The organism is Allobosea sp. UNC402CLCol (assembly GCF_000745475.1).
Lineage (GTDB): Bacteria > Pseudomonadota > Alphaproteobacteria > Rhizobiales > Beijerinckiaceae > Allobosea > Allobosea spartocytisi.
On the sequence record NZ_JQJJ01000016.1, the window covers coordinates 64,340 to 90,710 of the forward strand.

Sequence of the window (26,371 nt, forward strand, 5' to 3'; positions counted from 1 at the left end):
CGCCGCCCGCCGCGAAGGCGTCGCCGGTGTGCAGGCTGAAGAAGGCGAGGACGGTGAGCGCGAGCAGCAGGCCGGCGGCGCGCGGAAGGCGAAATGCGTGCATGGCGAGTTTCCGGACTTCTTGCGGGCCGCTCACGAAGCGAGGCCCTGTTCCTTGGCTTGATCGAGCAGGCGCTGGGCTTCCGCCTCCGCCGCGGCGGCGTGACCGGCAGCCACCTCCTGATCCTCGAGATCGCCGCGCATGATCGCGATCTGCTTGATGATCTCGGAGACGCCCTGGATCGTCAGCATCAGGAAGCCGACGATGACGAGGCCCTTCGCCGGCCATTGCGGCAGGCCGCCGGCCGAGAGCGACTGCTCGTTGATCTCGTAGGAGCGCAGGAAGAACGGCCAGGAATGGTAGACGATCAGCAGGCAGAACGGCATCAGGAAGAAGAGATGGCCGAGCAGCTCGATCCATTGCCGCACGCGCTTCGGCAGCATGCTGTTCACGATGTCGATGCGGATGTGCTCCTTCACCTGCATCGTCCAGGAGGCGCACATCAGGAAGACCGCGCCGAACAGCATCCATTGCAGTTCGAGCCAGGCATTCGACGAGACGTTGAAGACCTTGCGGATGACGGCGTTGACGGTCGCGACGATCACCGCCGCAAGGATCAGCCACGCGATTTTCCGGCCGATGAAGCCGTTGACCGCGTCGATCACGCGGCTGACTGCAAGAAGGCCCTTCACGTCCCCGCTCCCATCGAGATGCGCGCAGGCCCGGTCATGCTTCGCCCGTCTGCCGGTTATGCGCCGTTTACGTGCTGGGTATAGGAGCACATGCAGCGGCGCAAGACGGGGGACGCCTTATCCATTAGACGAAAGAAGCACGTGTCCGGACGGGCTGCGAGAGGGTTCCGCAGGGCGCCCAGCTTCCGTCCTCACGGTCGCGGCGCCATGGCGGGGAACGATCATTATGTCGCCATTCATTTTTGAAGAATATTATTCTCGACCATCCGCCCCGGCCGATTCGAGCCCTTCATGTGCCGCTTCCTTGCCTATTCCGGCGTGCCCGTCTTTCTCGAGGACTTCATCGCCTCGCCCTGCCACTCGCTGATCCACCAGTCGCTCCATGCCGAGGAGGCCAAGACCGGCACGAATGGCGACGGCTTCGGCGTCGGCTGGTACGGGGAACGCTCCGAGCCCGGGCAGTATCGCGAGGTCAGGCCGGCCTGGTCGGACGAGAACCTGCTCTCGATCGCGCGGCAGGTGCGCTCGCATCTGTTCTTCGCCCATGTCAGGGCCGCGACCGGCACGGCGACGACGCGCGCCAACTGCCACCCCTTCGTCCATGGCCGCCATCTCTTCATGCATAACGGCCAGATCGGCGGCTATGGCGCGATCCGCCGCAAGCTCGAGAACCTGATTCCCGACGCGCTCTACGGCGTGCGCGCCGGCACCACCGATTCCGAAGCGATCTTCCTGCTGGCGATGGCGCAGATGGCGCGCGGGCTCGCCGCCGGCGAGGCGCTGGCTGCGGCGCTTTCGACGGCGCTGTCCCTGATGGAGGAGGCCGGCACGCGCGAGCCGCTGCGCTGCGCGGCGGCCCTCGCCGATGGCGAGACCATCCATGCCGTGCGCTGGTCCTCCGACGACCGGCCGCCGAGCCTCTATGTCTGCCAGAAGGCCGACAGCGTCGTCATCGCCTCCGAACCCGTCGATGCGGCGCGCGAATGCTGGCAGGCGCTGCCCTGCAACACGCTGGCCACGGTGCGGGGTGGCACGGTCAGCCTCACTCCCTTCGAGATCGCGCTGCGCCAGGCGGCCTGATCGAGGGGTGTCCACGCGTCGCGGAAGCGAAAAAAGGGGCCGTGCGGGACGGCCCCTCTTCGGTTCTGCTCGACGAGCGCTCAGTTGTGGTGCGGCAACGTTCCGGCCGGAACGAAGGGCCGGGTCGGCTGCCCCTTGAAGTGCTCGTGATAGGCGAGATACTGGCTCTGCTCGGCCAGGGCGCGGTTATTTTGCGCCTGCTCATGTACGATGCTTTCCGCCCCGAGCTCGGCGGCATAGGCCGTGGAACCGGCTGCGGACAGCAGAAGCGCGGCGGCGACGGCAATAGTCTTGCGCGAAATCATGACAATCTCCTGTTCTTACGCCCACAAGCACCCAGCTAATTGTCGGAACCTGATTTCCAATGCCTCCGCGAATTCACTAGCATTCACGTCACCGTGAATGGCCGTCGTCGGCATGAATACAAGCGACGACTTGCCGCATTTACTTTTCTTCCTCCGTCAGGCGGCGCCTCCGGGCCACGCGAGTGCCTGGTCGGGGCCACGGCGCCCAGGCGGAAGCCGCCATGCGCGAGGCGCGCTCGTAACTCCGTGGTTGCCTTCCTACGTCGGGAGCCTAGCGTTGCTGACCTGGCAGGGCAGCTCGACGGAAAGGCGACGACGATGAAGAAGGGTTCCGATCTTCTGGTTGCGGCTTTGGAGAATGAAGGCGTCGACCGCGTTTTCGGCGTTCCGGGCGAGGAGAATCTCGATGTCGTCGAGTCCCTGCGCAAATCCAAGATCGAGCTGGTTCTGACGCGGCACGAACAGGCGGCGGCCTTCATGGCCGCGACCCATGGCAGGCTCACCGGCAAGCCCGGTGTCTGCATCGCGACGCTCGGCCCCGGCGCGCTCAATTTCTCGACCGGCGCGGCCTATGCCCATCTCGGCGCCATGCCGATGATCCTGATCACCGGGCAGAAGGCGATCATGACCGCCAAGCAGGCGCGCTTCCAGATCGTCGACGTCGTCGCCTCGATGCGCCCGCTGACCAAGATGACGCGCCAGATCGTCAGCCCGGCCAGCATCCCCTCCGTGGTGCGCGATGCCTTCCGCGTCGCGATGGAGGAACGGCCGGGGCCGGTCCATCTCGAACTGCCGGAGGATGTGGCCGCCGAGGAGATCGACGACATCCCGCTCATCCCCGTCCATCCGCTCGACCAGCCCGTCGCCCCGGCTGTCGCGCTCGACCGCGCGACGCAGATGATCCTCGCGGCCAAGCGCCCGCTGGTGATGATCGGTGCCGCCGGCAACCGGCCGCGCCTGGTCGAGCCGCTCTCGGCCTTCGTGCGCAAGATCGGCGTGCCGTTCTTCAACACGCAGATGGGCAAGGGCGCCGTCACCGGCGGCTCCAACCTCTATCTGGGCACCGCTGCCCTGTCCGAGGGCGATTATGTCCACGAGGCCGTCGCCGCGGCGGACCTCATCATCGCGGTCGGCCACGACACGGTCGAGAAGCCGCCCTTCCTGATGCGCAGCGCCGGCGGGCCGAAGGTCATCCATGTCGGCTACCAATCGGCCAATGTCGAGCAGGTCTACCATCCCGATGCGGAGGTGATCGGCGATATCGGCGCGAGCGTCACCGCGCTCGGCGACAGGCTCGGCGGCAAGCTTCCGGAGCAGGCCAAAATGCTCGAGCTGCGCCAGCGCATCCTGGCGAAGATCAACGACCGGGCCGAGGAGGACCGCTTCCCGGTGACGCCGCAGCGGCTCGTCCATGACGTGCGCGCGGTGATGCCGGAGGACGGCATCGTCTGCCTCGACAACGGCATGTACAAGATCTGGTTCGCGCGGAACTACCGCACCCATGTCGCCAACACGCTGCTGCTCGACAATGCGCTGGCGACGATGGGCGCCGGCCTGCCCTCGGCGATGATGGCGGCGATGCTGCATCCGCGCCGGCGCGTCATGGCCGTCTGTGGCGATGGCGGCTTCATGATGAACTCGCAGGAGATGGAGACGGCGGTCCGCCTGGGCCTCGACCTCGTCGTGCTCGTCCTCAATGACGGCGCCTATGGCATGATCCGCTGGAAGCAGGCCGTCGACAAATTCCCCGATTACGGCATGACCTTCGGCAATCCCGATTTCGTGCGCTATGCCGAGGCCTATGGCGCCAAGGGCTCGCGCGTGACCTCGGCGGAAGCGCTGGTGCCGACGCTCGAAGCCGCGTTCAAGGGCGGCGGCGTCCATCTCGTCGATTGCCCGATCGACTATTCCGAAAACACCCGCGTCCTCGTCGAGGAACTGCGCAACCGCGTGCCCGACGTCGATCTGGCCTGAGCTTTCACATTCATCGCGTTTTTAAAGGAGACGACCATGCTTCAGGTTGTTCAGGCTTATGACCGCGCGCCGATCACCGAGATCGAGACCGACGACGCAGCCGCTCTGGAACGCAAGCTGCAGGCCGCGCAGGCCGTCTTCAAGGACCGCGACAACTGGCTGAAGCCGCATCAGCGCATGGCGATCCTGCGCAAGCTCGCCGGGTTGCTCGAGGCGAAGCGCGACCATTTCGCCATGCAGATCGCCCGCGAGGGCGGCAAGCCCCTGCCGGACGCCATCGTCGAGGCCAATCGCGCCGTCGACGGCGTCAACAATGCCGCCGACGAATTGCGCAATTTCGCCGGCCGCGAGATTCCGATGGGGCTGTCCGCCGCGGCCGATGGCCGCTGGGCCTTCACCACCAAGGAGCCGATCGGCATCGTCGCGGCGATCTCGGCCTTCAACCACCCGCTCAACCTGATCGTTCACCAGGTCGCGCCGGCGATCGCGACCGGCTGCCCGGTCATCGTCAAGCCGGCCGGCACGACGCCGCTTTCCTGCATCGACTTCGTCAGGCTGGTGCATGAGGCCGGGCTGCCCGAAGCCTGGTGCCAGACCTTCGTGCCGGCCGAGACCGCGCTGGCGGAAAAGCTCGCGACCGACCCGCGCATCGCCTTCCTCAGCTTCATCGGCTCGGCCAAGGTCGGCTGGTACCTGCATTCGAAGCTTGCGCCCGGCGCGCGCTCGGCGCTGGAACATGGCGGCGTCGCGCCGGCGATCGTCGACAGGAGCGCCAATCTCGAGGCGATCATCGAGCCGATCGTGAAGGGCGGCTACTACCATGCCGGCCAGGTCTGCGTCTCGACGCAGCGCATCTATGTCCATGATTCCATCGTCAACGACTTCACCGAGCGCCTCGTCGCGCGGGTGAAGAAGTTGCGCACCGGAGACCCCACGCTCAAGGACACCGAGGTCGGCCCGCTGATCACCCCGAAGGAGGCCGACCGCGTCGCCGACTGGATCGACGAGGCGGTGAAGGGCGGCGCCAAGCTGCTCGCCGGCGGCAAGCGGCTCTCCGAGACGACGCTGGAACCGACCGTGCTGGTCGATCCGGCGCCGGAAGCGCGCATCTCGCAGGAGGAGATCTTCGGGCCGGCGGTCGCGATCTATCGTTTCCGCGATCTCGACGACGCCATCGCCCGGGCCAATTCCCTGCCGGTCTCGTTCCAGTCCAGCATCTTCGCGCAGGATATCGATGTCGCGCTCCGGGCCGCCAATCGGCTCGATGCCTCCGCCGTGATGATCAACGACCCCACCACCTTCCGCACCGACTGGATGCCTTTCGCCGGCCGGCGCGTTTCGGGCTACGGCACTGGCGGCATCCCCTTCACCATGCACGACATGACGCAGGAGAAGATGATCCTGATGAAGCGGCGCTGAGGGGCCCGGGGCCCGGCCGCCGCGGCTCCGCCGCGTCGCGACCACGCGGTGGGCGTGCCTGCCGGGGAAGCCGCCACGGCCGCGACGCCAAGCTGCCGATTGTGGCAATAATACAGTGATATCAGTAGTTTATTATGCTTCTAAACTGAACGGTTTTGGTTGACCGGCCGGCGCGGGATGCCTAGGCAACAGGGCATCTGCGCCGCGAACGGCATCGGCCGCGACGCGCAACCGGACCTGGTTCGCCGTGATCGTACCGTTTCTCATCATGCTTCGTGAAGGCATCGAGGCCGCGCTGATCGTCGGCATCGTCGCGAGCTATCTGGTCAGGACCGGGCGGTGCGAATGGCTGCCGGCGCTGTGGGTCGGCGTCGGCCTCGCCTGCGCCGCGAGCCTGGTGGCCGGCGCGGCGCTCGACATCGTCGCGGGGGAATTGCCGCAGCGCGGGCAGGAACTGTTCGAGGCCGTCATCGGCCTGATCGCCGCCGCCATGCTCGTTTCGATGGTGTTTTGGATGCGCAAGGCGGCGCGTTCGATCAAGGGCGAATTGCAGGCCGGCGTCGATGCCGCGCTTTCCGGCGAGCATCAGGGCTTCGCTCTGGTCGGCCTCGCCTTCCTCGCCGTGGTGCGCGAGGGGCTGGAATCGGTCTTCTTCCTGCTCGCCATCTTCCAGCAGAATGGCGGCTGGGGACCTGCGCTCGGCGCCGGGCTCGGCATCCTGCTCGCCGTCGCGGCCGGCTACGCCATCTATGCGCTCGGCGTGAAGCTCAATCTGCGCGTCTTCTTCCGCTGGACCGGCATCCTGATCCTGTTCGTCGCGGCCGGGCTCGTCGCGAATGCCGTGCGCTCGCTGCACGAGGCCGGGCTCTGGAACCACCTGCAGCAGAACGTCTACGATCTCGGCACGACCTTGCCGGCCGATGGCCCGCTGGGCGCAATCCTCTCCGGCTTCTTCGGCTATCAGGAACGGGCCGCGCTCGGCGAGGTCATCGCCTATCTCGCCTTCCTGGTGCCGGCGCTCGTGCTTTTCCTCAGGGCGGGCGGCCAGGACCAGGCCGCCACGGTGGCGCGCGCCGGAACCCGCCATTCGCCGCGCCTGAAGCTTGCTGGCATCGCCACGCTGCTGCTGATCTGCGGCGGCATCAGTGCCTTCGTCTATGCCGCCGGCAACCGGCGCGCCGCCACGCCGGACCGGAACGAGATCGCCGTCGCCATCACCGACAAGAGCTGCGAGCCGGCAACGCTGACGGTCCCCGCCGGCAGGCTGAGCTTCGTCGTGACCAATCGCGGCGCACGCGTGCTGGAATGGGAAATCCTCGACGGCGTCATGGTGCTGGAGGAGCGCGAGAACATCGCGCCCGGCCAGTCGCGGCGTCTGACCACGCAGCTCCATCCCGGCGAGTACAGCATCACCTGCGGCCTGCTCAGCGCCCCGCGCGGCCGCCTGATCGTCCAGGCTTCGACGGCGCAGCCGCGCGTGGCGCTGACGCTGATGGACATGGTCGGCCCGGCCGCCGAATACCGCGCCGTCCTGAGCGAGCGCTCGGCCGCGTTCGGCAGCGCGCTCGATGCCTTCGAGCAGGCGCAGGCGGTAGGAGACGCGCAGGCCGCGAGCAAGGCCCGCCATGACGCCATTGCGCTCCTCCCGGTGCTGCGTCCCGCGACGGCGGGCGATAGCGAGCTCGAAACGCTCTTCGCCAAGGTGCAAACCGCCCTTGCCGGCGACACAGCGGCCGTCCCCGCCGAGATCCGGCAGGCGGGCGAGGCTTTCCGCACGGCGCTCAGCCAGCGCACCGTGCTGCCCGATACCATGCTGGCCGGGGCGATCACACTGTTGTCGCCGCAGGATGGCGAGACGGGCGCGCCCGAGGATGTCGCCGCCGCGAGTGCCATCGCGCGGCTGCTGCTGCCGCTGACGGCGCGCATCGATCCCGATCTGGCGGCGCGGACCGGGGCCGATCTTGCCGGCCTGCCGCGCGACGCCAAGCCGGGCGGCGCGACGCGGGCGCTGGCCGAGGATCTCGCGGCCATGCGCAAGGCGCTCGCCCTGCCCGAGACGGAGCGCAGATCGTGACGAAACCGGGCAAGGGCTTCGCCCCCTCGCGGCGTTCGCTGCTGACCGGCGGCGCGGCAACCATCGGCGGCGCCACGCTGGCGCAGGCGGCGCCTCAACCGGCCCAAAACCCGGCCGCAGCGCCCGAGAGCGACGCGACCGCCCAGCGCCAGCCCTTCCACGGCCTGCACCAATCCGGCATCGTGACGCCGCGTCCCGCGACCGGTCTCGTCGCCGCCTTCGATGTCGCGGCCACCTCGCTCGACGAGCTCGACCGGCTCCTGCGCATCCTGACCGAGCGCATCGCCTTCCTGATGCAGGGCGGTCCCGCCCCGACCGCCGATCCCGGCTTCCCGCCGCCCGACAGCGGCATCCTCGGCCCGGTGATCGCGCCCGACAATCTCACCGTCACCGTCGCGCTCGGCGCTTCCCTGTTCGACGAGCGCTTCGGCTTGAGCCCGTTGAAGCCGAAGCGCCTGCAGCGGATGAAGCGCTTTCCGAACGACGCGCTCGACGGCGCGCTCTGCCATGGCGATCTCCTGCTGCAGATCTGCTCGAACACCGCCGACACCAATATCCACGCGCTGCGCGACATCCTGAAGAACACGCCCGATCTGTTGCTGCTGCGCTGGAAGCAGGAAGGCAGCGTGCCGGTGCGCCAGGCCAGATCGACCGATGCCAGGCCGGGCGAACCGCCCGAAAGCGCGCGCAACCTGCTCGGCTTCCGCGACGGCACGGCCAATCCCGACACCACCGACAAGGCGCTGATGGGCCATCTCGTCTGGGTGCAGGAAGGCTCCGACGAGCCGGGCTGGGCAGCGCATGGCAGCTATCAGGTCGTGCGTATCATCCGCAATTTCGTCGAGCGCTGGGACCGCACCGCGCTCAGCGAGCAGCAGGACATCATGGGCCGCATGAAGGCGTCGGGCGCGCCGATGGGCGGCAGCCGCGAATATGACGAGCCCGCCTATGCCGACGATCCCGAAGGCAAGCGCACCAGGCTCGACGCCCATATCCGGCTGGCCAATCCGCGCCGGCCGGAGACGGAACCGAGCCGCATGCTGCGCCGGCCGTTCAACTATTCCAACGGCGTCACCCGCGCCGGTCAACTCGACATGGGGCTGCTCTTCATCTCGTTCCAGCAAGATCTGGAGCGCAGTTTCATCGCCGTGCAGAAGCGCCTCGATGGCGAGCCGCTCGAGGAATACATCAAGCCCGTCGGCGGCGGCTACTTCTTCGCGCTGCCTGGCGTGCCTGACGCGGGCAGCTATCTCGGCGCAGGCCTGATCCGGGCCGCGCGCGGCATCGTTCCCGCCGCGGCTTCGACTTCCCCCCGCAAGACAGGAGATTGATATGAGCTTGCGCTTCGCATGGCTGGCCGGCGCCAGCCTGATCGCCGCTGTGACAGCCGGATCGGCGCAGGCCGCCTCGCCGCTCGATCTCGTCGCACCCGTCGCCGCGTACAAGCTCTATGTCTCGCAAGGCGTCGACAAGCTGGTGAAGGACACCAAAGCCTTCACCGACGCGGTCAAGGCCGGCGACCTCGCCAAAGCCAAGGCCCTCTATGCGCCCACCCGCGTCTCCTACGAGATGATCGAGCCGGTCGCGGAATTGTTCAGCGATCTCGATGGCAAGATCGATTCGCGCGCCGACGATCACGAGAAGAAGGAGGAGGACCCGGAGTTCACCGGCTTCCATCGCATCGAATACGGGCTCTTCGCCAAGAACAGCACCGAGGGGCTTGGCCCCTTCGCCGACACGCTCATGGCCGACGTCACCGAGTTGCAGGGCCGCATCAAGGGGCTGACCGTTCCGCCGGACAAGATGGTCGGGGGCGCGGCGGCGCTGATCGAGGAGGTCGCCGCGACCAAAGTCTCCGGCGAGGAGGATCGCTACAGCCACACCGATCTCTGGGACTTCCAGGCCAATGTCGACGGCGCCAAGACGATCGTCGACCTGCTGCGCCCGCTCGTCGTCAAGGACGACAAGGCGCTGGCCGAGAAGATCGACGCCAATTTCGCCACGGTCGACAAGACGCTGGCCAAATACAAGCTCCAGGACGGCGGCTTCGAGACCTATGACAAGCTGAGTGAGGCCGACCGCAAGGCGCTCGCCGCGACGATCACCACGCTCGCGGAAGACCTCGCCAAGCTCAAGGGCGTGCTCGGCCTCGGCTGAGCGCCCCCGACACAGAACGGTCACGCTGGCGCGGCACTCGACAGGTGGAAGCCGATGCGCCAATGACGGCACATCGGCGTCACCGCCTTTCAAGCCACCATCAACGGACTGCCAGCATGACCGCCTCTTCCGCGAACGCACCCGCCTCCCAGGGCCGCATCGCCCTGCTCGGCGCGCCGATCGAGGTCGGCGCCTCCCGTCGCGGCGCGCTGATGGGCCCCGCCGGACTGCGCACCGCCGGGCTCACGCGCGTGCTGGAAGAGCTCGGCTACACCGTCGAGGACCATGGCGACATCCTGCCGCGCGACCTGACGCCCGTCGACGGTCCGGCGCCCGAGAACGCCCGCTTCTACCCTGAGATCGCCGCCTGGATGCGCGCGCTCAGCGCCCGCGCCTATGAGCTCGCCCGCACCGGCGCGACACCGATCTTCCTCGGCGGCGACCACAGCCTGTCGATGGGCTCGGTCAACGGCGTCGCGCGGCACTGGCAGGAGCAGGGCCGCAAGCTCTTCGTGCTCTGGCTCGACGCCCATGCCGATTTCAACATGCCGGCCATCTCGCCCTCCGGGAACATGCATGGCATGTCCTCGGCCTTTCTCTGCGGCGAGGCGGGCCTCGACGATCTGCTCGGCACGGAACCCCGCGCCTCGATTACCCCGGCCCAGCTCAGCCTGTTCGGCATCCGCTCGGTCGATCCGCTCGAGAAGGCGGCCGTGAAGGCACGCGGCGTCGATGTCGCCGACATGCGCGCCATCGACGAGCACGGCGTCGGCGTGCTGATCCGCCAGGTCATCGAGAAGGTGCGCGCCGCCAACGGCGTGCTGCACGTCTCCTTCGACGTCGATTTCATCGACCCGCCGCTGGCGCCGGGCGTCGGCACCACCGTTCCGGGCGGGGCGACCTATCGCGAGGCGCATCTGGTGATGGAGCTGCTGCACGATTCCGGGCTGGTGCGCTCGATGGACATCGTCGAGCTCAACCCCTTCCTCGACGATCGCGGCCAGACGGCGCGTCTCGCCGTCGAGCTGGCGGGCAGCCTGTTCGGCCAGCAGATCACCGACCGCCAGACGCCGTCCAACGCGATCGGCGCGGCCTGAAGTCGCGCTTTCGCGAAAGCCGATCTTCATTCTTGGATGGCATAGCCTGTTTCGCCGGCTGCAAGGCTGGCGGAACGGAACCGCATCATGAAGATCGCGCTCGTCGGCACGGGCTTCGTCGCCGACTATTACATGACGACGCTCGCGAACCACCCGGCACTGTCGCTCGCCGGCGTCTGGGATCGCGACGGCGCGCGTCTCGAAGCCTTCCGCAGCTTCCACAATGTCCCGGCCTATCCCGATCTCGGCACCCTGCTGGCCGATCCGGCCGTGCAGATCGTCGTCAACCTGACGACGCCCGAAAGCCATTACGAGATCACCCATCGCGCGCTGGCTGCCGGCAAGCATGTCTATTGTGAGAAGCCGCTCGCCATGGAGCTGGCGCAAGCCGAGGCGCTGGTCTCGCAGGCGCAAGGCTCCGGGCTGACACTGGCGACGGCCCCTGCCAACGGGCTCAGCGACGCGCATCGCCTTGTCGATGAAACGCTGCGTGCGGGACGTATCGGCGCGCCCCGGCTGGTCTATGCCGCCATGGAGGACGGACCGGTCTTCCGCGACAATTGGGCTCGCTGGCGCTCGCGCTCGGGTGCGCCCTGGCCGGGGCTGCACGAATTCGAGATCGGCTGCACGCTGGAGCATGCCGGGTACGCGCTCTCCTGGCTGGTGACGCTGTTCGGCCCGGTCGAGAGCCTGACCGCCTTCTCCGCCGTGACATTTCCGGACAAGGGGCCGGGCACCGGGCATATCGCGATGGCGCCGGATTTCTCGGTCGGCTGCCTGAGCTTCCGCTCCGGCGTCGTGGCGAGGCTGACGAACGGGCTGGCAGCACCGCGCGACCGCTCATTGCAGATCTTCGCGGAAAAGGGCTCGCTCACGGTGCGCGACCTCTGGGACAACCGCTCCACCGTCCATGTCGAGGAAACCGACGCGCCGCGCCCGCTGCTCGGCCGGCTCCTGACCCGCGCCGAGGCGAAGCTCGGGCGTGCCTTGCCCTGGAAGCCGACGCCCGGCCGGCGCCTGCCCTATCCGGCGCAGGCAGCGAGCAAGGCCCTGCCGAACTTCCCCTCGCAGATCGATTTCATGCGCGGCATCGCCGATCAGGCCGAGGCGATCGCTCGCGGAGAGGCGCCACGCTTCTCCGGCGCGCTGGCGCTGCACATCACGGAACTCGCGCTGGCCCTGAACAATGCGCGCGACCTGCCGCAGCCTTATCGGGTGAGGTCGCGTTTCTGATCAGTCGCGCCCTGCCGGCGGCTGGGCCAGCACGGTTTCGATGATGCGCAGCACGGCCGCGCTTTCCGAGAGCGGCATCGTCGCGCAACGCGTCTCTCCGGCCCGAACCGCAGCCATCACCGCCTCCGCCTGAAATTGCAGGCCGTGACCGGGAAAGGCGAAAACCTCGCTGCGGCGTCCGACCTTCGGAATGCGGTCGAGAAAGCGCGTGGCGAGACCCTGTCCGCGCTCATAGACCGCTGAAGCCCGAACGGGATCGCTGACGAAGCTCAGGCGCTGCCCCTTCAGAAACGGGGTTTCGATCAGCAGCGACCCTCGCGTGCCTTCGATCAGGAAACGATTAGTGCCATTGCGGTCGAAGCCGCAGGAAAGCTCGGCCACGGCCTGCGGATAATCGAGCCTGAATTCGCTGCGCAGATCGACGCCGCTCGCCGCGGCGAGCCAGCGCCCGCTGGCGGCCTGCGGCTCGCCGAGCAGATGCAGCACCAGCGACAGCGGATAGACGCCGAGATCGAAGGCCGCGCCGCCGCCCAGCGCCGGATCGAAGAAGCGGCTGCCCGGTTCCTGCGGGTGGGCATAGGAGAGATCCGCGCGAATGCGCCTGATGTCTCCGATCCGCCCTGCCGCGAGCTGTTCGCGGACCGCGCGGACCGCTGGCAGGAAGCGGCTCCACAGCGCCTCCATGGCGAAGACGCCGTGCTCGCACGACGCCTGCGCAATCGCCTCGACATCGCCGCTCCTCAGCGCGATCGGCTTCTCGATCAGCACCGGCTTGCCGGCGGCGATGACCTTCAGCGCCAGCGCGGCATGGAGATGGTTCGGCGTCGCGATATAGACCGCTGCGACGGCCGGATCGGCGAGAAAGGCTGTTTCGTCGTCATAGGCCGTCGCACTGAGGCGGCCGGCGAAGGCCTGCGCCTTGTCCTGCGAGCGCGAATGAACGGCCGCGATGCGTGCCTGCGGCAGCAGGCCGAGATCGGCGGCGAAGAGCCCGGCGATGGCGCCGGTGCCCATGATCCCCCAGCCGAATGACCGTTCCTGCGCCACGCGCCCCTCCGTCGCTGTCGCCAGCGATAGCGGGCACGCGGTTAAGGGGGCGTTCCTCAGACCGCCAGCGCCATGCCGTCCTTGCGATGGTCGGAGGCGCCGAACATCACGCCGCGGGCGTGATCGACCCAGATCGCCTGGCAGCCGCCGAGCGGCTCCTCGGCCCAGACCACGTCATGGCCGCGTGCCTTGAGATCGGCCGCGACGCTTTCGGGGATCGTCGGCTCCAGCGAGAGCTTGCCGTCATAGGCGAAGCTGCGGGCTGTGTCGGATGCCTGCTGCGGATCGAGGCCGCGATCGAGAATGCCGGAGATGAAATGGGCGTGGCCGGTCGACTGGTACTGCCCGCCCATCACGCCGAAAGGCATCACCGCACGACCACCCTTGGCGAGCATGCCGGGGATGATGGTGTGGAAGGGGCGCTTGCGCGGCGCGATGGCGTTGGGATGGCCCTCGATCAGGCGGAAGCCCGAGCCGCGGTTCTGCAGCATGACGCCGGATTTCTCCGCATAGATGCCGCTGCCGAAGGCCGAGAAGATCGAGTTGATGAAGGAGATCATGTTGCCGTCGCCGTCGACGACGCAGAGATAGATCGTGTCCTTGTGCAAGGGCATGTCGAAGGCTTCAGGCTTCGCCGCCTTCTCCAGGCTGATCTGCGCCCGCAGCCGGCCGACGAATGCGTCGGACAGGAACGCCTCGGTGTCGAAGGGGCTCGCAGCCGGATCGGCGACCAGCGCGTCGCGCTGGCGATAGGCCGCCTTGCTGGCCTCCGCGAGGAGATGGATGCGGTCAGCTTCGCCGAGCTTGCCGTCCTTCAGGTCGAAGCCGTCGAGGATGCGCGCGATCAACAGCGCCGCGATGCCCTGGCCGTTCGGCGGGCACTCCCAGAGATGGTGGTCGCGATAAGTGGCGCCGATCGGATCGACATAATCCGGCTTCGCGGTGGCGAAATCCTCGACCGCCATCAGGCTGCCGGCCTTGTTCAGGACGGCGACCATCTCCTCCGCGGCCTCGCCCTCATAGAAGGCGGCACGGCCTTCGCGAGCGATGCGGCGCAGCATCCTGCCGAGAGCGGGGTGGACCATCTTGTCACCCGTCACCGGCGCCTTGCCGCCGGGCAGGTAGACGGCATTGCCGAGGCCGTGCTTCTCGATGCGGCCGCGATAGCGGTTCCAGTCGAGCGAGACGCGCGGCGTCACCACGAAGCCCTCCTCGGCGGCGCGGATCGCCGCAGTGAAGATCTCGTCGAGGCTCTTGCTGCCGTGATCGGCGTTGAGGCGGCACCAGGCGTCGATCGCGCCCGGCACGGTGACGGCATGAGGCGAATCCGGCGCGATCGCGGTCAGGCCCTGGTCGAGGAACCAGCCGAGCTCGGCCTTGGCGGGCGCGCGGCCCGAGCCGTTGATGGCGACCATCTTGCCGCCGGCCGGGGCATAGATCGCGAAGCAGTCGCCGCCGATGCCGGTCATGTGCGGATCGACCACCGCCTGCACCGCGACCGCCGCGATGGCCGCGTCGACGGCGTTGCCGCCGGCGCGCAGGATGTCGACGGCCGCCAGCGTCGCCGCCGGATGCGAGGTCGCGGCCATGCCGCGCTCGCCGACCGCCACCGAACGGCCCGGCACCATGAAATCGCGATTGCCCCAGCTCATATCCCGCTCCATCCGTTCCCGGTGCCGATTCCGGCATCCTCGTTTCGGGCAAGGCTTTGACCGCAGAAACCGGCGCTGACAATCCCGTGCCGCGCATGGCCGGCATGGTTCCGCGGTGCCGGCAGGAGCGAGCGCCGCCTGGCCGGGACCCGCGGCAGGGACGGTGTGGTCTGCGGCCTTGTCTGCTAGCTTCGGTCGACGAACAGGGAGAGATTCGCGTGACCAAATCCGCCACGCCGCCGATCCGCCGGGCCATGGTGCTCGCAGCGGGCCTCGGCCAGCGCATGCGCCCGATCACCGATACGCTGCCGAAGCCGCTGGTGAAGATCGGCGGGCGAGCCATGCTGGACCATATGCTCGACCGGCTGGCCGATGCGGGTGTCGAGGATGCGGTGGTCAACGTCCATCACCTTGCCGGCCAGGTCGAGGCCCATCTCGCCGCCCGGCAATGGCCCCGCATCACCATCTCCGACGAGCGCGCCGAATTGCTCGAGACCGGCGGCGGCGTGAAGAAGGCGCTGCCCCTGTTCGGCACGACGCCGTTCTTCCACACCAATTCCGACGCGCTCTGGCGCGAGACGGGCCGGCCGGCGCTCCCGGCGATGGCGCGGAGCTGGGACCCGGAGCGCATGGACATCCTGCTGCTGCTCGCCGATCTCGAAACCAGTCTCGGCTTCGACGGTGCGGGCGACTTCTTCCGCGGCGCGGACGGGCGCCTGACACGCCGTGGTTCGGCCGCGCGCGCGCCATGGGTCTATGCCGGCGTCGCCATTCTGAAGCCCGGGCTCTTTGCCGACACGCCCGACGGTCCGTTCTCGCTCAACCTGCTCTTCGACCGTGCCATCGCGCAGGGCCGTCTCTTCGGCGAGGTGCTGGAAGGCCGCTGGCTCCATGTCGGCACGCCCGACGCGATCGCGCCGGCCGAGGCCGCGCTCGCCGCTCAGCCTGTCGATGCCTGAGCTCAACCTGTTCAGCATCCCGGCCGGCGCGCCGTTTCTGGAGGTGCTGGCCGGGGCGATGGTCGAGGGCCGCTTCGGCCCGGTCTACGACCCGGCCGATCCCGCCGCCATGGCGCGCGCGACGCTCTATCTGCCGACGCGCCGCGCCGCCCGCGCCTTCACCGCGATCCTGGCGGGCAGGCTCGGCGGCAGGCCGTTGCTCCTGCCCCGCATCGTCCCGCTCGGCGATGTCGACGAGGCCGAGACGGCCCTGATCGGCTCCGGCGCCTGGGCGGGCGAGCGCGTCGCGCCGATCGAGCCGCTGACGCGCCGCATGCTGCTGACCAGGCTGGTCGATGCGTGGGGGCGCACAGCCAATCGCAGCCATCTCCGGCTCGACCCGTCCGAGCCGTCATTGGTGCCGGCGACGCTGGCCGAGGCCTATGGGCTGGCCGGCGATCTCGCCGCCCTGCTCGACCAGATGCAGACCGAGGGCGTGCCTGTCGAGCGGCTGGGCACGCTCGATGCCGCGCGCTTCGACAAGGTCTGGCAGCTCAATGCCGGCTTCCTCGGCATTCTCGGCGAGGCCTGGCCGCAGATCCTTGCCGAACTGGACGCTTGCGATCCCGCCGATTTCCGCAACCGGATGCTGGCGGCCGAACGCGAGCGGCTTCTCGCGGGCGAAGCGAAGGGGCCGATCATCGCCGCCGGTTCGACCGGCACCGTGCCCGCGACGGCGGAACTGCTCGCGGCGATCGCCCGGCTGCCGAACGGGGCCGTGGTGCTGCCCGGCATCGACCTCGGGCTCGACGAGCGGAGCTGGACGGCGATCGAGGCCGAGCCCGCGCCGTCCCACCCGCAAGCCGCGCTGCACCGCCTGATGGAGGTGCTTCAGGCGACGCGCGCCGATGTGCGCGAGCTCGCCGTGCCCGATGCCGCCCGCAGCGCCCGTGCCGACCTCGTACGTGAGGCGACGTTGCCTGCCTCGGTCACCGAGCTCTGGTCCGATCTCGGCCGGCGCGTGCGGCAGGATATGGCCGAGGCCGCCTTCGATGGCCTGCGCATCGTCGAGGCGGCGGATGAGCGTGAGGAGGCGCTGGCCGTGGCGCTGGCGCTGCGCGAGACATTGGAGCAGCCGGGGAGCCATGCGGCACTGGTGACGCCGGACCGGGGTCTCGCCGAGCGCGTGGCGGTCGAGCTGAGGCGCTGGGGCGTCGAGGTCGACGATTCCGCCGGCCTGCCGCTGGGCCGCTGGCCCGCGGGCGCGCTGCTGCGGCAGATCCTGGAGGCGGCGCTGGCGCAGATGACGCCGGCGACGCTGGTGCCCTTGCTCGCCCACCCGCTCTGTCGATTGGGCTTGAGCCGCGAGGCGGTCGCGCGTGGCGCGGCGGCGCTGGAGATCGGCACCTGGCGCGGCAATGCGGTCGGCAAGGGGCTCGCCGGCCTCAATGTCGCGCTCGACCAATGGGACGAATTGCGCAAGGACCGGCACGTGCCCGGCCCGCAGGCGCGGCTGACGGCGGAGGATCGTGCCACTGCGGCCACGCTGCTGCACGCCATCGAGCGGGCGAGCGCGCCCCTGCTCGAAGCCTTGTTTCTCGAAGAGCCGTCGCTTGCCCGCGTGGTTCGGGCGGCCCGCGAGGCCGTCACCGCCTTCAGTGCGGGCGAAGCCGGTCAACCGCTCGCCTTTGTCGGGCCGGATGGCGAGGCGCTCTCCGGGCTGTTCGACGAGCTGGTTGCTGCCGAAAGCGTGATGCCGCCGGGCGGCCGGGCGCAGGATTTCGTCGCGATCCTCGACGGCTTGCTGGGCGAGCGCGCAGTCGCGCGCAAGGCGCCGGGCCATCCGCGCGTCGCCATCTGGGGCTTGCTCGAGGCGCGCCTGCTCGAAGCCGACCATATCGTGCTGGGTGGGCTGAACGAGACGGTCTGGCCGCCGCAGACCACGACCGATTCCTTCATCAACCGCCCGATGCGCGCCGAGCTCGGCCTGACGCCGCCGGAGCGCCGCATCGGCCAGACGGCGCATGACTTCATCCAGGCGCTGATGGCGCCGACCGTCACGCTGACGCGCCCGCGCAAGGCAGGGGAGGCGGAAACCATCGCCTCGCGCTTCTGGCAGCGCCTGCAGGCGGTGGCGCCGGCGGAGATCTGGAAAGCCGCCGTTGAGCGAGGCGATCGGTTGCGCGGCTTTGCGGCCCTGCTCAGCGCGCCGGCGGCTGCGAAACCCGTGGCGCGCCCGGCGCCGCGCCCGCCGCGCGAATGGCAGCCGCTCTCGCTCAGCGTCACCGAGGTCGAGACGCTCTATCGCGACCCCTATCAGATCCATGCCCGCAAGATCCTGAAGCTCGATGCGCTCGATCAGCTGATCGAGGACCCGACCGCGCAGGATCGCGGCAAGCTGCTGCACGGCATCGTCGAGGACTTCACCAGGACCTATCCCGAGCAATTGCCCGCCGATGCCTTGGGGCAGGTCGTCGCCATCGGCCATCGCCTGTTCCAGGCCTATGACGACGTGCCCGAGGTGCGCGCCTTCTGGTGGCCGCGCTTCCTGCTGACGGCAGGCCACTTCGTCCGCTGGGAGGAGCGCCGCCGCGGCGAGATCGCCCGCATCGGCGTCGAACTCGGCACCGGCGCGAGCTTCACTCTGGCCGATGGCAGCGAGTTCCGCCTGCATGGCCGCGCCGACCGTATCGAATTGACCCGCGAGCCGAGCCTGCGCATCGTCGATTTCAAGACCGGCGCACCGCCGAGCAAGGCGCAGGTGGAAAAGGGCTTCGCCCCCCAGCTCACGCTCGAAGCCGAACTTGCCGCCCGCGCCGGCTTCAAGGGGTTGGCCGGCCCGACGCCGGTCTCAGGCCTGCTCTACATGAAGCTGCATCACGATCCGAAGGGCTGGGCCAAGGACAAGCCGCTCGATTTCGACGGCGAGCCGCTGGCGGATGTCGCAGCCCGGCACCTCGACAACCTGCTGAAGCATCTCGATGCGCTGCGCTCCGGCCGCGAGGCCTATGTCTCGCGCCGCGCGCCGGACTATATCCGCTACGCCAGCCCCTACGATCATCTCGCCCGGGTCAAGGAATGGTCGGCCGCTCCCGCCGGAGACGAAGGGGGCGAACCATGAAGCCGGGCTGGATCGTTCCGCCGCTGACCAATCAGCGGCAGGCGCGGGCCGCCGATCCCGGCCTCTCCGCCTGGGTCTCGGCCAATGCCGGCTCCGGCAAGACCCATGTGCTGGTCAACCGGGTGCTGCGCTTGCTGCTCGACGGCGTTCCGCCCGGCCGGATGCTGTGCATCACCTATACCAAGGCGGCGGCCGCCAACATGGCGAACCGCATCTTCAAGGCGCTCGGCAACTGGGCGACGCTCGACCCGGAAGCCTTGCGCCGGGAGCTGACGCGACTGACCGGCGGTATGCCGACCATGGCCGAGCAGGCCAAGGCGCGCCGCCTTTTCGCGGAATCGCTGGAGACGCCGGGCGGCCTGCGGATCGAGACGATCCACGCCTTCTGCACCCGCGTGCTCCAGGCGGCGCCTTTCGAGGCGAACGTGCCGCCGCGCTTCGAGGTCGCGGATGATCTCGCCCAGGCGCAGATGCTGCGCGAGGCGCGGCGCGAATTGCTCGCGCTCGTCGCGGCCAATCCGCAAGGGCCGGAGGCGACGGCGCTCGACCTGCTGGCGCGGCTCGCGGCGCAGGACTCATTCGAGAGCATGGTGCAGGAGGCGCTGCGCCAGCGCGCCTTGTTCAGCGATGCGAACGGCCGTGCCCGTGATCCCCAGGAGATGCGCGCCGGCATCGCCGCCTTCCTCGGCATCGCGCCCGATCTGACAGCCGATGCGGTCAAGGCCGCCTTCCGCGCGGAATTCACCGCGCTGTCCGGCCTGCAGGCGCTGATCGAGGCGCTCGCCGCCGGCAGCAAGACCCGGCAGGATTTCGCCGCGACCTTGCGCGCGCTGCTCGCCGGGCAGGATGACGGCGACCCTGTCGCCTTTTGCCGGCGCGGCTTCATCACCGCGGAAGGGGCGATCAACAGTAATGTGCGTGGGCGGGGCAACTCCGCCTTCGACGGCGCCCTGCTTGCGACGCTCGAGGCGCTGGCGGATTGTCTGCTGACGGCGTCCGACCGGCTGAACGCCATCGCCATCCGCGACCGCAGCGCGGCGCTCGCCTTGCTGGTGACGCGCATGCTGGCTTCCTACCAGCGCCAGAAAAGCCTGCGCTCGCTGCTCGACTATGACGACCTGATCGCGCGGACGCGCTCGCTGCTGGAGCGGGTCGAGGCCGCCTGGGTGCTCTACAAGCTCGACGCCGGCATCGACCACATCCTGCTCGACGAGGCGCAGGACACCGGCGAGGCGCAATGGGCGATCCTGCGCAAGCTCGCCGAGGAGTTCACCAGCGGCGGCGACCTCAGGGCGAAGCCGCGCACCATCTTCGTCGTCGGCGACGAGAAACAGTCGATCTATGGCTTCCAGGGAGCCGCGCCCGCAGCCTTCGGTGAGGAGAGGCGCGCATTGGAAAGGCGAATCGAGGCCGCGCAGCTGGATTTCGAGGCGATCAGCCTCAACACCTCCTTCCGCTCGGCGCCGGACATCATGCAGGCGGTCGATGCCGTCTTCGCCCTGCCCGGGCATGCGCGCGGACTCGTCTTCGACGGTGCGGCGCGGCCGGAAACGCACGACACCGTGCGCCGCAGTGCGCCCGGCACGGTCGATATCTGGCCGCTCGCCGCCAACGATACCGGCGAGCCGCCCGATGCCTGGACGACGCCGGTCGACGCGCCCGAGCGCCGCAGCGGCACGGTCAAGCTCGCCGAACGCATCGCCCGCACCTTGCAGCGCTGGCATCGCGACCGCCGCGACGATCGCGGCAATCCGTTCAAGGCCGGCGATGTGATGATCCTGCTGCGCCAGCGCGGCGCACTGTTCGAGGCGATCGTCAAGGCGCTGAAGGATGCCGATGTCCCCGTCGCGGGGCGCGACCGCCTGACGCTGGCCGAGCATCCGGCGGTGGAGGATCTCGTCGTGCTCGGCCGCGCTTTGCTGCTGCCGGATGACGACCTCACTCTGGCGACCGCGCTCAAGACGCCATTGATCGACCTGAACGACGACGATCTTCTGCGCCTCGCCCCCGGCCGCAAGGGCTCCTTGCGCGCCGCCTTGCAGGAGGCCGCCGGAACCGAGCCGCGCTATGCCGCCGTGGAAGCGAAGCTGATCCACTGGACCCGTGAGGCCGGGCGTTGTGGCCCCTTCCGCTTCTTAGCCGATCTGCTCGGCCCCGGTGGCGGGCGCAGTCTCGCTCTGGCGCGGCTGGGCGCCGAGGCCGGCGACGCGCTCGATGCCTTCCTTAATGCCGCGCTCGACTATGAGCGGCGCTACGGCCCCTCGCTCGCGGGCTTCCTCCAGCATGTCAGCGGCAGCGCCGCCGATGTGAAGCGCGACCTCTCGGCCAGCGCTGGCGAGGTGCGCGTCATGACCGTGCATGGCTCGAAGGGGCTGGAGGCGAAGATCGTCATCCTCGCCGATCTCGGTCCCGAGCCTGGCGCCAAGCGCCTGCCGAAGATCATGGCCGTTCCGGCACCGGGCGGCTCACTCGTGCCGATCTGGCCGCCGGCCAGCGCCGAGGACATCGCCGCGACGGCTGGCGCCAAGGCGGTCGTGGTGGCGCAGATGGTCGAGGAGCATCACCGCCTGCTCTATGTCGCGATGACCCGCGCCGAAGACCGGCTGATCGTCTGTGCCGCGCAAGCCAAGGGCGAGGCGCCGGAGGGAAGCTGGTACGCGATGATCGCCGAGGGGCTCGCAGCCTCCGAGGCCGGCCTGCGCGAGATCGGGGAGGGGGATGAGGCGATCCTGCGCTTCACCGTGACGCCGCCGGCGCCCCCGGAGGATGAGCCCGAACCGACCCCCGCTCCGGCAGGGCTTGCGCCCCCCGATTGGCTGGCGCGCCCGGTCGTGCGGGAGGCCGAGCCGGCCCCGCCGCTGAAGCCGTCCGGCGCGCTCGCCGCCGCCGATCGCGAGGAGCGTCCGGGCGATGGGCCGTTCCTAGCCGAGGCCGCTGCGGCCGGCCGGCTGGCGCATCTCCTGCTCCAGCTCCTGCCCGATGTCCCGGCCGAGCGCCGCGCTGCAACAGCCGAAGCGCTGGCGCAGGCGCGCGGCGGCGCGCTGCCGCCCGAGCACCGCGCCCGTCTCGCCGCCGACGCCTTGCGCCTGCTTGCGGTGCCCGATCTCGCTGCGCTCTTCACCGAGGGGGCGCTGGCGGAGGTTCCGGTCGCCGGCATGATCCGGCTTCCGGGCGGGATCGAGCGGGCTGTGTCGGGCCGGATCGACCGGCTGGCGATAACGCCCGACAGCGTGATCGTCGCCGATTTCAAGACGACGGCGAACCCGCCGCGCGGCATCGAGGCGATTCCGGCCGGCACGCTGGCCCAGCTCGCGGCCTATGCCGCGCTGTTGGCGGATATCTATCCCGGCCGGCAGGTGCGGGCGCTGGTGGTCTATACGGCGAACCTCGCCTGCTTCGAGTTTTCCGCTGAGCGCCTCTCGGCGGCGCTCGCGACCTTGGCCGGGGCGGCGCCGGGCGCTACGGTCGAATTCCCTGCTGGATCCCGCCCATGAAACTCCTGCCGTCGCTGCTCCTGCGTCCACGGCTTCTGGTGGCACTGGCCGCGGGCGCCGGGCTCACCGTCCTGCTGCCCGGCGACTGGCGCTGGGCGACGCGATTGCTGATCGCCTGGGATGTCGGCGCGGTCTTCTATCTCGTTCTGCTCGCCTCGACCATGTTCACCGAGAGCGTCGATGAAATCCGGGCGCGCGCCGAGCGACAGGACGAGGGCGCCTTCGCGATTCTCATCATCGCCTGCCTGGCGGCGAGCGCGAGCCTGGTCGCCATCGTGCTTCAGCTCACCGGCATCGGGGCGGTGCCGGCGCCGGATCGCGGCCTGCATCTGGCGCTCGGCGGCGCCACGATCCTGTGTTCGTGGACGCTGCTGCATGCGTTCTTCGCCCTGCACTATGCCAGCATCTATTATCGCGGCGGCAAGACCACGCCCTGCCTCGGCTTTCCGGGCAAGGGCGACCCGGACTACATCGATTTCCTGTATTTCTCCTACACGATCGGCTGCACCTCGCAGACCTCCGATGTCGGCGTGACCACGCGCGAGGCGCGGGCCGTCGTGCTGCTGCACTCCGTCCTGACCTTCATCTTCAACACGTCGATCCTGGCGATGGCGATCAATGTCGGGGCAAGCCTGGTTTCGGGGGGATCGTGACGCGTCAGCCTCGCCTCTGCCCTGCGATACACGCGTCTTGACCGAAGGGGCGGTCGTTCATAGCTTCGCTGCGAAGGGTGGCATTGCCTCCCACTGAAACCGAAAGGCGGCCAGTCATGGCAACGAGCAAGGTAACCGACCAGAGCTTCGAGGCCGATGTCCTCAAGTCCTCCGAGCCGGTGGTTGTGGATTTCTGGGCGGAATGGTGCGGCCCCTGCCGCATGATCGGCCCGGCGCTTGAGGAGATCGCGACCGAGCTCAACGGCAAGGTCAAGATCGTCAAGATGAATGTCGACGAGAATCAGCAGATCCCGGCTCAGTTCGGCATCCGCTCGATCCCGACGCTGATGCTGTTCAAGGACGGCAAGCTCGCCTCCCAGAAGGTCGGCGCCGCTCCCAAGAGCGATCTCTCGCGCTGGATCTCCGCGGCCGTCTGATCCGCTTTCAACGATCGCATCAAAAAAAGGCCCGCTTCCATGAGGAGGCGGGCCTTTTCGATTCGGGGGACTACAGCGGCTTCAGGCGCGGCTGTCCTTGTCGATCGCGAAGGCGCCGGCGCCGGCGAAGACGAAGTAGAGGAAGACGAAGCAGTAGAGGATCGCCGCATCGCCGCCGTTCAGGGCCGGATAGAGGCTCTTCGGCGCATGCGCCATCCAGTAGGCGAAGGCCATCTGGCCGGAGAGGATGAAGGCCACGATCCGGGTCTGGAAGCCGACCAGCACAAGCAGGCCGCCGACGAATTCGAGCACGCCCGCGAACCAGTAGAGCGTGAAGACCGCAGGCAGGCTGGGGCCGGGAGGGGCCGGGAAGCCGAAGAGCTTCTGCGCGCCGTGCACGATGAAGATCAGCGCGGTGACGATACGCAGCAGGCCAAGCATATGAGGCGCATAGCGATTGAGGGAAGTCATCTGGATCCTCTGTCGAAGAAGCGGTGGTGGGCGGCGGGTTCCTGCGCGTTTCCTGCTCGGCTTTTAGGCAGGGCTTCCGACTTTGCGCAACATCCCGAACGGGCTCATCCTCGTTTGCGCATTTGCAAAATAATCACGTTCCCGCGACGACTGTGTTATCCTTGCCGCACTGCACGCTTTACGAACCCTTAAAAGCGCCATGTTTGAATTCTGATTGGCCTGACCGCATTGAAGGGCGGGCTAGCGGCCGAACGGGACAGGATGAACGACCGGCTTTCACGAGGCGAGCGGCGCGAGCCCTCCTTTGATTCTGGGCGCGGCGAAAGCCGCGACGACGGTGACATGCGCCTTTCTCCAGACGATCGCCCGACTCGATTCCAGCGGGCTCCGGCCCGGACCGAACCCGAGCGGCAACTGCGCAATCTGCCACGCCGCGACAAGCGCAATGGCAGCGGCGGTGGTGGTGGTGGCAGTAAGAAACGCGGCAGGCGCCGGCGGCGTTCCCTCTTCGGCGGGCTGATCTACTGGACGATGGTGCTCGGCCTCTGGTGCGTCATCGGCGTCGGCGGCGTCGTGGCCTATTACGCCTCGCAATTGCCGCCGATCGATCAGCTCACCGTGCCGCGCCGGCCGCCGAACATCGCGATCCTCGCCGCCGACGGTTCGCTGCTCGCCAATCGCGGCGAGACGGGCGGGCGCACCGTCACGCTGGGCGAGATACCGCCTTATCTGCCGAAAGCCTTCGTCGCCATCGAGGACAAGCGCTTCTACGACCATTTCGGTGTCGATCCGGTCGGCATCTCCCGCGCCGTCGTCAACAATCTGCGCGGCCGCAACGGCGTGCAGGGCGGCTCGACGCTGACCCAGCAGCTCGCCAAGAACCTCTTCCTGACGCAGGAGCGCACCGCCGCCCGCAAGATCCAGGAAGCGATCCTGGCGCTCTGGCTGGAGCGCACCTACAGCAAGGACCAGATCCTCGAGCTCTATCTGAACCGCGTCTATTTCGGCTCCGGCGCCTATGGCGTCGAGGCGGCGGCGCAGCGCTATTTCAACAAATCGGCCCGCTCGGTGACGATCGCCGAGGCGGCGATGCTGGCCGGCCTCGTCCAGGCGCCGTCGCGGCTGGCGCCGAACCGCAACCCCGATCTGGCCGAGAAGCGGGCGCAGCTCGTCATCGCTGCCATGGCCGATCAGGGCTTCATCTCGCAGGACGCGGCCAAGACCGCGATGACCGCCCCGGCCGAAGTGCCCGAACGCACCGGCGCGGGCTCGGTCAACTATGCCGCCGACTATGTCATGGACGTGCTCGACGACTTCATCGGTGCGGTCGAGGGCGACGTCACCGTGCTGACCACGATCGACACCAAGCTGCAGGGCTCGGCCGAGACCATCCTCGTCGATGCGCTCTCGGCGCAGGGCGCCAAGCTGCATGCCTCCCAGGGCGCGGTTGTCTCGCTCGCGCCCGATGGCGCCATCCGCGCGTTGATCGGCGGGCGCGACTACACCAAGAGCCAGTTCAACCGCGCGACCGCGGCGCGCCGCCAGCCGGGCTCCTCCTTCAAGCCCTTCGTCTATCTGACGGCGATGGAGAAGGGGCTCACCCCCGACACGATCCGCGACGATGCGCCGGTCTCGATCAAGGGCTGGGAACCGGAGAACTATTCGCGGACCTATCGCGGCCCGGTGACGCTGCGGACCGCGATGCAACATTCGCTCAACACGGTCGCCGCCCGGTTGATCCAGGAGGTGACGCCCAAGGAGGTCGTCCGCACGGCCCAGCGCCTCGGCATCAGCTCGGCGCTCCAGCCCAATATGTCGCTGGCGCTCGGCACCTCCGAGGTGACGCCGCTCGAGATGACGGCGGCCTATGCCACCTTCGCCAATGGCGGCCAGTCGGTGCTGCCCTATGTCATCCGCGAGGTCCGCCAGACCAGCGGCAAGGTCGTCTATGCCCGCAAGGCCAACAGCTTCGGCCCCGTCATCCAGCCGCAGCCGCTGGCGATGATGGACACGATGTTCAATGGCGTCATGAATGGCGGCACCGGCAGCAAGTTCAACATTCCGGGCTGGGAGGTCGGCGGCAAGTCGGGCACGACGCAGGATTACGGCGACGCCTGGTTCGTCGGCTTCACGGCCAAGCTCGTCACCGCCGTCTGGGTCGGCAACGACGACAATTCGAAGATGAAGCGCGTCACCGGCAGCGGCCTGCCCGGCGAGATCTGGGGCAAGTACATGAAGCTGGCCCATGCCGGTGCGCAGCCGATCCCGCTGCCCGGCGGCTTCTGGCAGGGCGCGCCGACGCCGGTGGAGGCGCCGATCGCCCAGGCCGCGCCGCAACAGGGCGGCCCGATGCCGCTCGAGGGCGACCGCGCCTGGGTGCCGCCACCGCCGCAGGAGAAGAACTTCCTGGAGCGGCTGTTCGGGGGCTAGCATCGGTCCGAAAAGTGGAGTGCACTTTTCGGAGCAAGCCGATGCGTGACGCCTAGA

General features: G+C 68.7%; 19 protein-coding genes and 1 pseudogene. 15 read left to right on the forward strand and 5 right to left on the reverse strand.

The features are described from left to right. Positions 1–132: 132 nt before the first annotated feature. Entirely contained in the window at positions 133–732 is a 600-nt protein-coding gene (locus tag GY40_RS21410) for a TRAP transporter small permease subunit (protein WP_038366753.1), read from the reverse strand. A 291-nt stretch (positions 733–1,023) separates the two neighbouring features. On the opposite strand from GY40_RS21410, the gene GY40_RS21415 reads away from it, so the two are divergent. Further along, a complete protein-coding gene (locus GY40_RS21415; protein ID WP_038366756.1) occupies positions 1,024–1,812 on the forward strand; it encodes a class II glutamine amidotransferase in 789 nt (262 codons plus the stop codon). A gap of 80 nt (positions 1,813–1,892) precedes the next feature. Here the strand turns inward: GY40_RS21415 and GY40_RS21420 are convergent, their stop codons facing one another. Beyond that, on the reverse strand, positions 1,893–2,117 hold the full coding sequence (locus tag GY40_RS21420; protein WP_038366758.1) for a hypothetical protein: 225 nt from the start codon (positions 2,115–2,117) through the stop codon (positions 1,893–1,895). 318 nt (positions 2,118–2,435) lie between these two features. Here GY40_RS21420 and GY40_RS21425 point away from each other — a divergent pair, with 318 nt between their 5' ends. The 8 genes and pseudogenes from GY40_RS21425 to GY40_RS21455 all read left to right on the forward strand — a co-directional run bounded on the left by GY40_RS21425 (position 2,436) and on the right by GY40_RS21455 (position 12,071). Further along, on the forward strand, positions 2,436–4,091 hold the full coding sequence (locus tag GY40_RS21425) for an acetolactate synthase large subunit (protein ID WP_038366760.1): 1,656 nt from the start codon (positions 2,436–2,438) through the stop codon (positions 4,089–4,091). A 36-nt stretch (positions 4,092–4,127) separates the two neighbouring features. After that, positions 4,128–5,510 (forward strand): aldehyde dehydrogenase family protein, encoded by a 1,383-nt coding sequence (locus GY40_RS21430; RefSeq protein WP_038366763.1) that lies wholly within the window; start codon positions 4,128–4,130, stop codon positions 5,508–5,510. A gap of 247 nt (positions 5,511–5,757) precedes the next feature. Continuing rightward, a pseudogene (gene efeU / locus GY40_RS28380) lies at positions 5,758–6,543 on the forward strand (iron uptake transporter permease EfeU); the annotation flags it as partial. A gap of 30 nt (positions 6,544–6,573) precedes the next feature. Next, positions 6,574–7,584 (forward strand): cupredoxin domain-containing protein, encoded by a 1,011-nt coding sequence (locus GY40_RS28385; RefSeq protein WP_248311252.1) that lies wholly within the window; start codon positions 6,574–6,576, stop codon positions 7,582–7,584. Further along, a complete protein-coding gene (gene efeB, locus GY40_RS21440) occupies positions 7,581–8,915 on the forward strand; it encodes an iron uptake transporter deferrochelatase/peroxidase subunit (protein ID WP_197062798.1) in 1,335 nt (444 codons plus the stop codon). The genes GY40_RS28385 and efeB overlap by 4 nt, the downstream gene beginning before the upstream one ends. Before the next feature lies 1 nt (position 8,916). Beyond that, positions 8,917–9,741, forward strand: coding sequence for an iron uptake system protein EfeO (efeO, locus tag GY40_RS21445; RefSeq protein ID WP_038366765.1), 825 nt, complete (start codon positions 8,917–8,919; stop codon positions 9,739–9,741). Between the two features lie 116 nt (positions 9,742–9,857). Continuing rightward, positions 9,858–10,838 carry an arginase gene (gene rocF / locus GY40_RS21450; RefSeq protein WP_038366767.1) on the forward strand — a complete coding sequence of 327 codons (981 nt, stop codon included), beginning with the start codon at positions 9,858–9,860 and terminating at the stop codon, positions 10,836–10,838. Between the two features lie 87 nt (positions 10,839–10,925). Then, positions 10,926–12,071: a Gfo/Idh/MocA family protein gene (locus GY40_RS21455; protein ID WP_038366769.1), complete on the forward strand. Its 1,146-nt coding sequence runs from the start codon at positions 10,926–10,928 to the stop codon at positions 12,069–12,071. Here GY40_RS21455 and GY40_RS21460 read toward each other — a convergent pair whose 3' ends face one another. Then, a complete protein-coding gene (locus tag GY40_RS21460; protein ID WP_051988379.1) occupies positions 12,072–13,085 on the reverse strand; it encodes a Gfo/Idh/MocA family protein in 1,014 nt (337 codons plus the stop codon). 89 nt (positions 13,086–13,174) lie between these two features. After that, complete coding sequence (gene ggt / locus GY40_RS21465; protein WP_038366919.1) at positions 13,175–14,770, reverse strand: gamma-glutamyltransferase; 1,596 nt, start codon at positions 14,768–14,770, stop codon at positions 13,175–13,177. 254 nt (positions 14,771–15,024) lie between these two features. Between ggt and GY40_RS21470 the strand changes: the two genes are divergently transcribed. The 5 genes from GY40_RS21470 to trxA all read left to right on the forward strand — a co-directional run bounded on the left by GY40_RS21470 (position 15,025) and on the right by trxA (position 23,413). After that, positions 15,025–15,729, forward strand: a complete 705-nt coding sequence (locus GY40_RS21470) for a nucleotidyltransferase family protein (RefSeq protein WP_051988401.1) — start codon at positions 15,025–15,027, stop codon at positions 15,727–15,729. Continuing rightward, positions 15,722–18,829, forward strand: a complete 3,108-nt coding sequence (gene addB / locus GY40_RS21475; protein WP_038366922.1) for a double-strand break repair protein AddB — start codon at positions 15,722–15,724, stop codon at positions 18,827–18,829. The genes GY40_RS21470 and addB overlap by 8 nt, the downstream gene beginning before the upstream one ends. Continuing rightward, positions 18,826–22,323: a double-strand break repair helicase AddA gene (gene addA, locus GY40_RS21480; protein ID WP_051988381.1), complete on the forward strand. Its 3,498-nt coding sequence runs from the start codon at positions 18,826–18,828 to the stop codon at positions 22,321–22,323. The genes addB and addA overlap by 4 nt, the downstream gene beginning before the upstream one ends. Beyond that, the gene (locus tag GY40_RS21485; protein ID WP_038366776.1) at positions 22,320–22,976 is read left to right on the forward strand and encodes a DUF1345 domain-containing protein; all 657 of its coding nucleotides are present in this window, start codon (positions 22,320–22,322) and stop codon (positions 22,974–22,976) included. The genes addA and GY40_RS21485 overlap by 4 nt, the downstream gene beginning before the upstream one ends. A gap of 116 nt (positions 22,977–23,092) precedes the next feature. Continuing rightward, a complete protein-coding gene (trxA, locus tag GY40_RS21490) occupies positions 23,093–23,413 on the forward strand; it encodes a thioredoxin (RefSeq protein WP_038366779.1) in 321 nt (106 codons plus the stop codon). A gap of 81 nt (positions 23,414–23,494) precedes the next feature. Here trxA and GY40_RS21495 read toward each other — a convergent pair whose 3' ends face one another. Next, positions 23,495–23,884: a DoxX family protein gene (locus GY40_RS21495; RefSeq protein WP_038366781.1), complete on the reverse strand. Its 390-nt coding sequence runs from the start codon at positions 23,882–23,884 to the stop codon at positions 23,495–23,497. 342 nt (positions 23,885–24,226) lie between these two features. On the opposite strand from GY40_RS21495, the gene GY40_RS21500 reads away from it, so the two are divergent. After that, positions 24,227–26,314, forward strand: coding sequence for a transglycosylase domain-containing protein (locus GY40_RS21500; protein WP_156116035.1), 2,088 nt, complete (start codon positions 24,227–24,229; stop codon positions 26,312–26,314). Positions 26,315–26,371 lie beyond the last annotated feature (57 nt).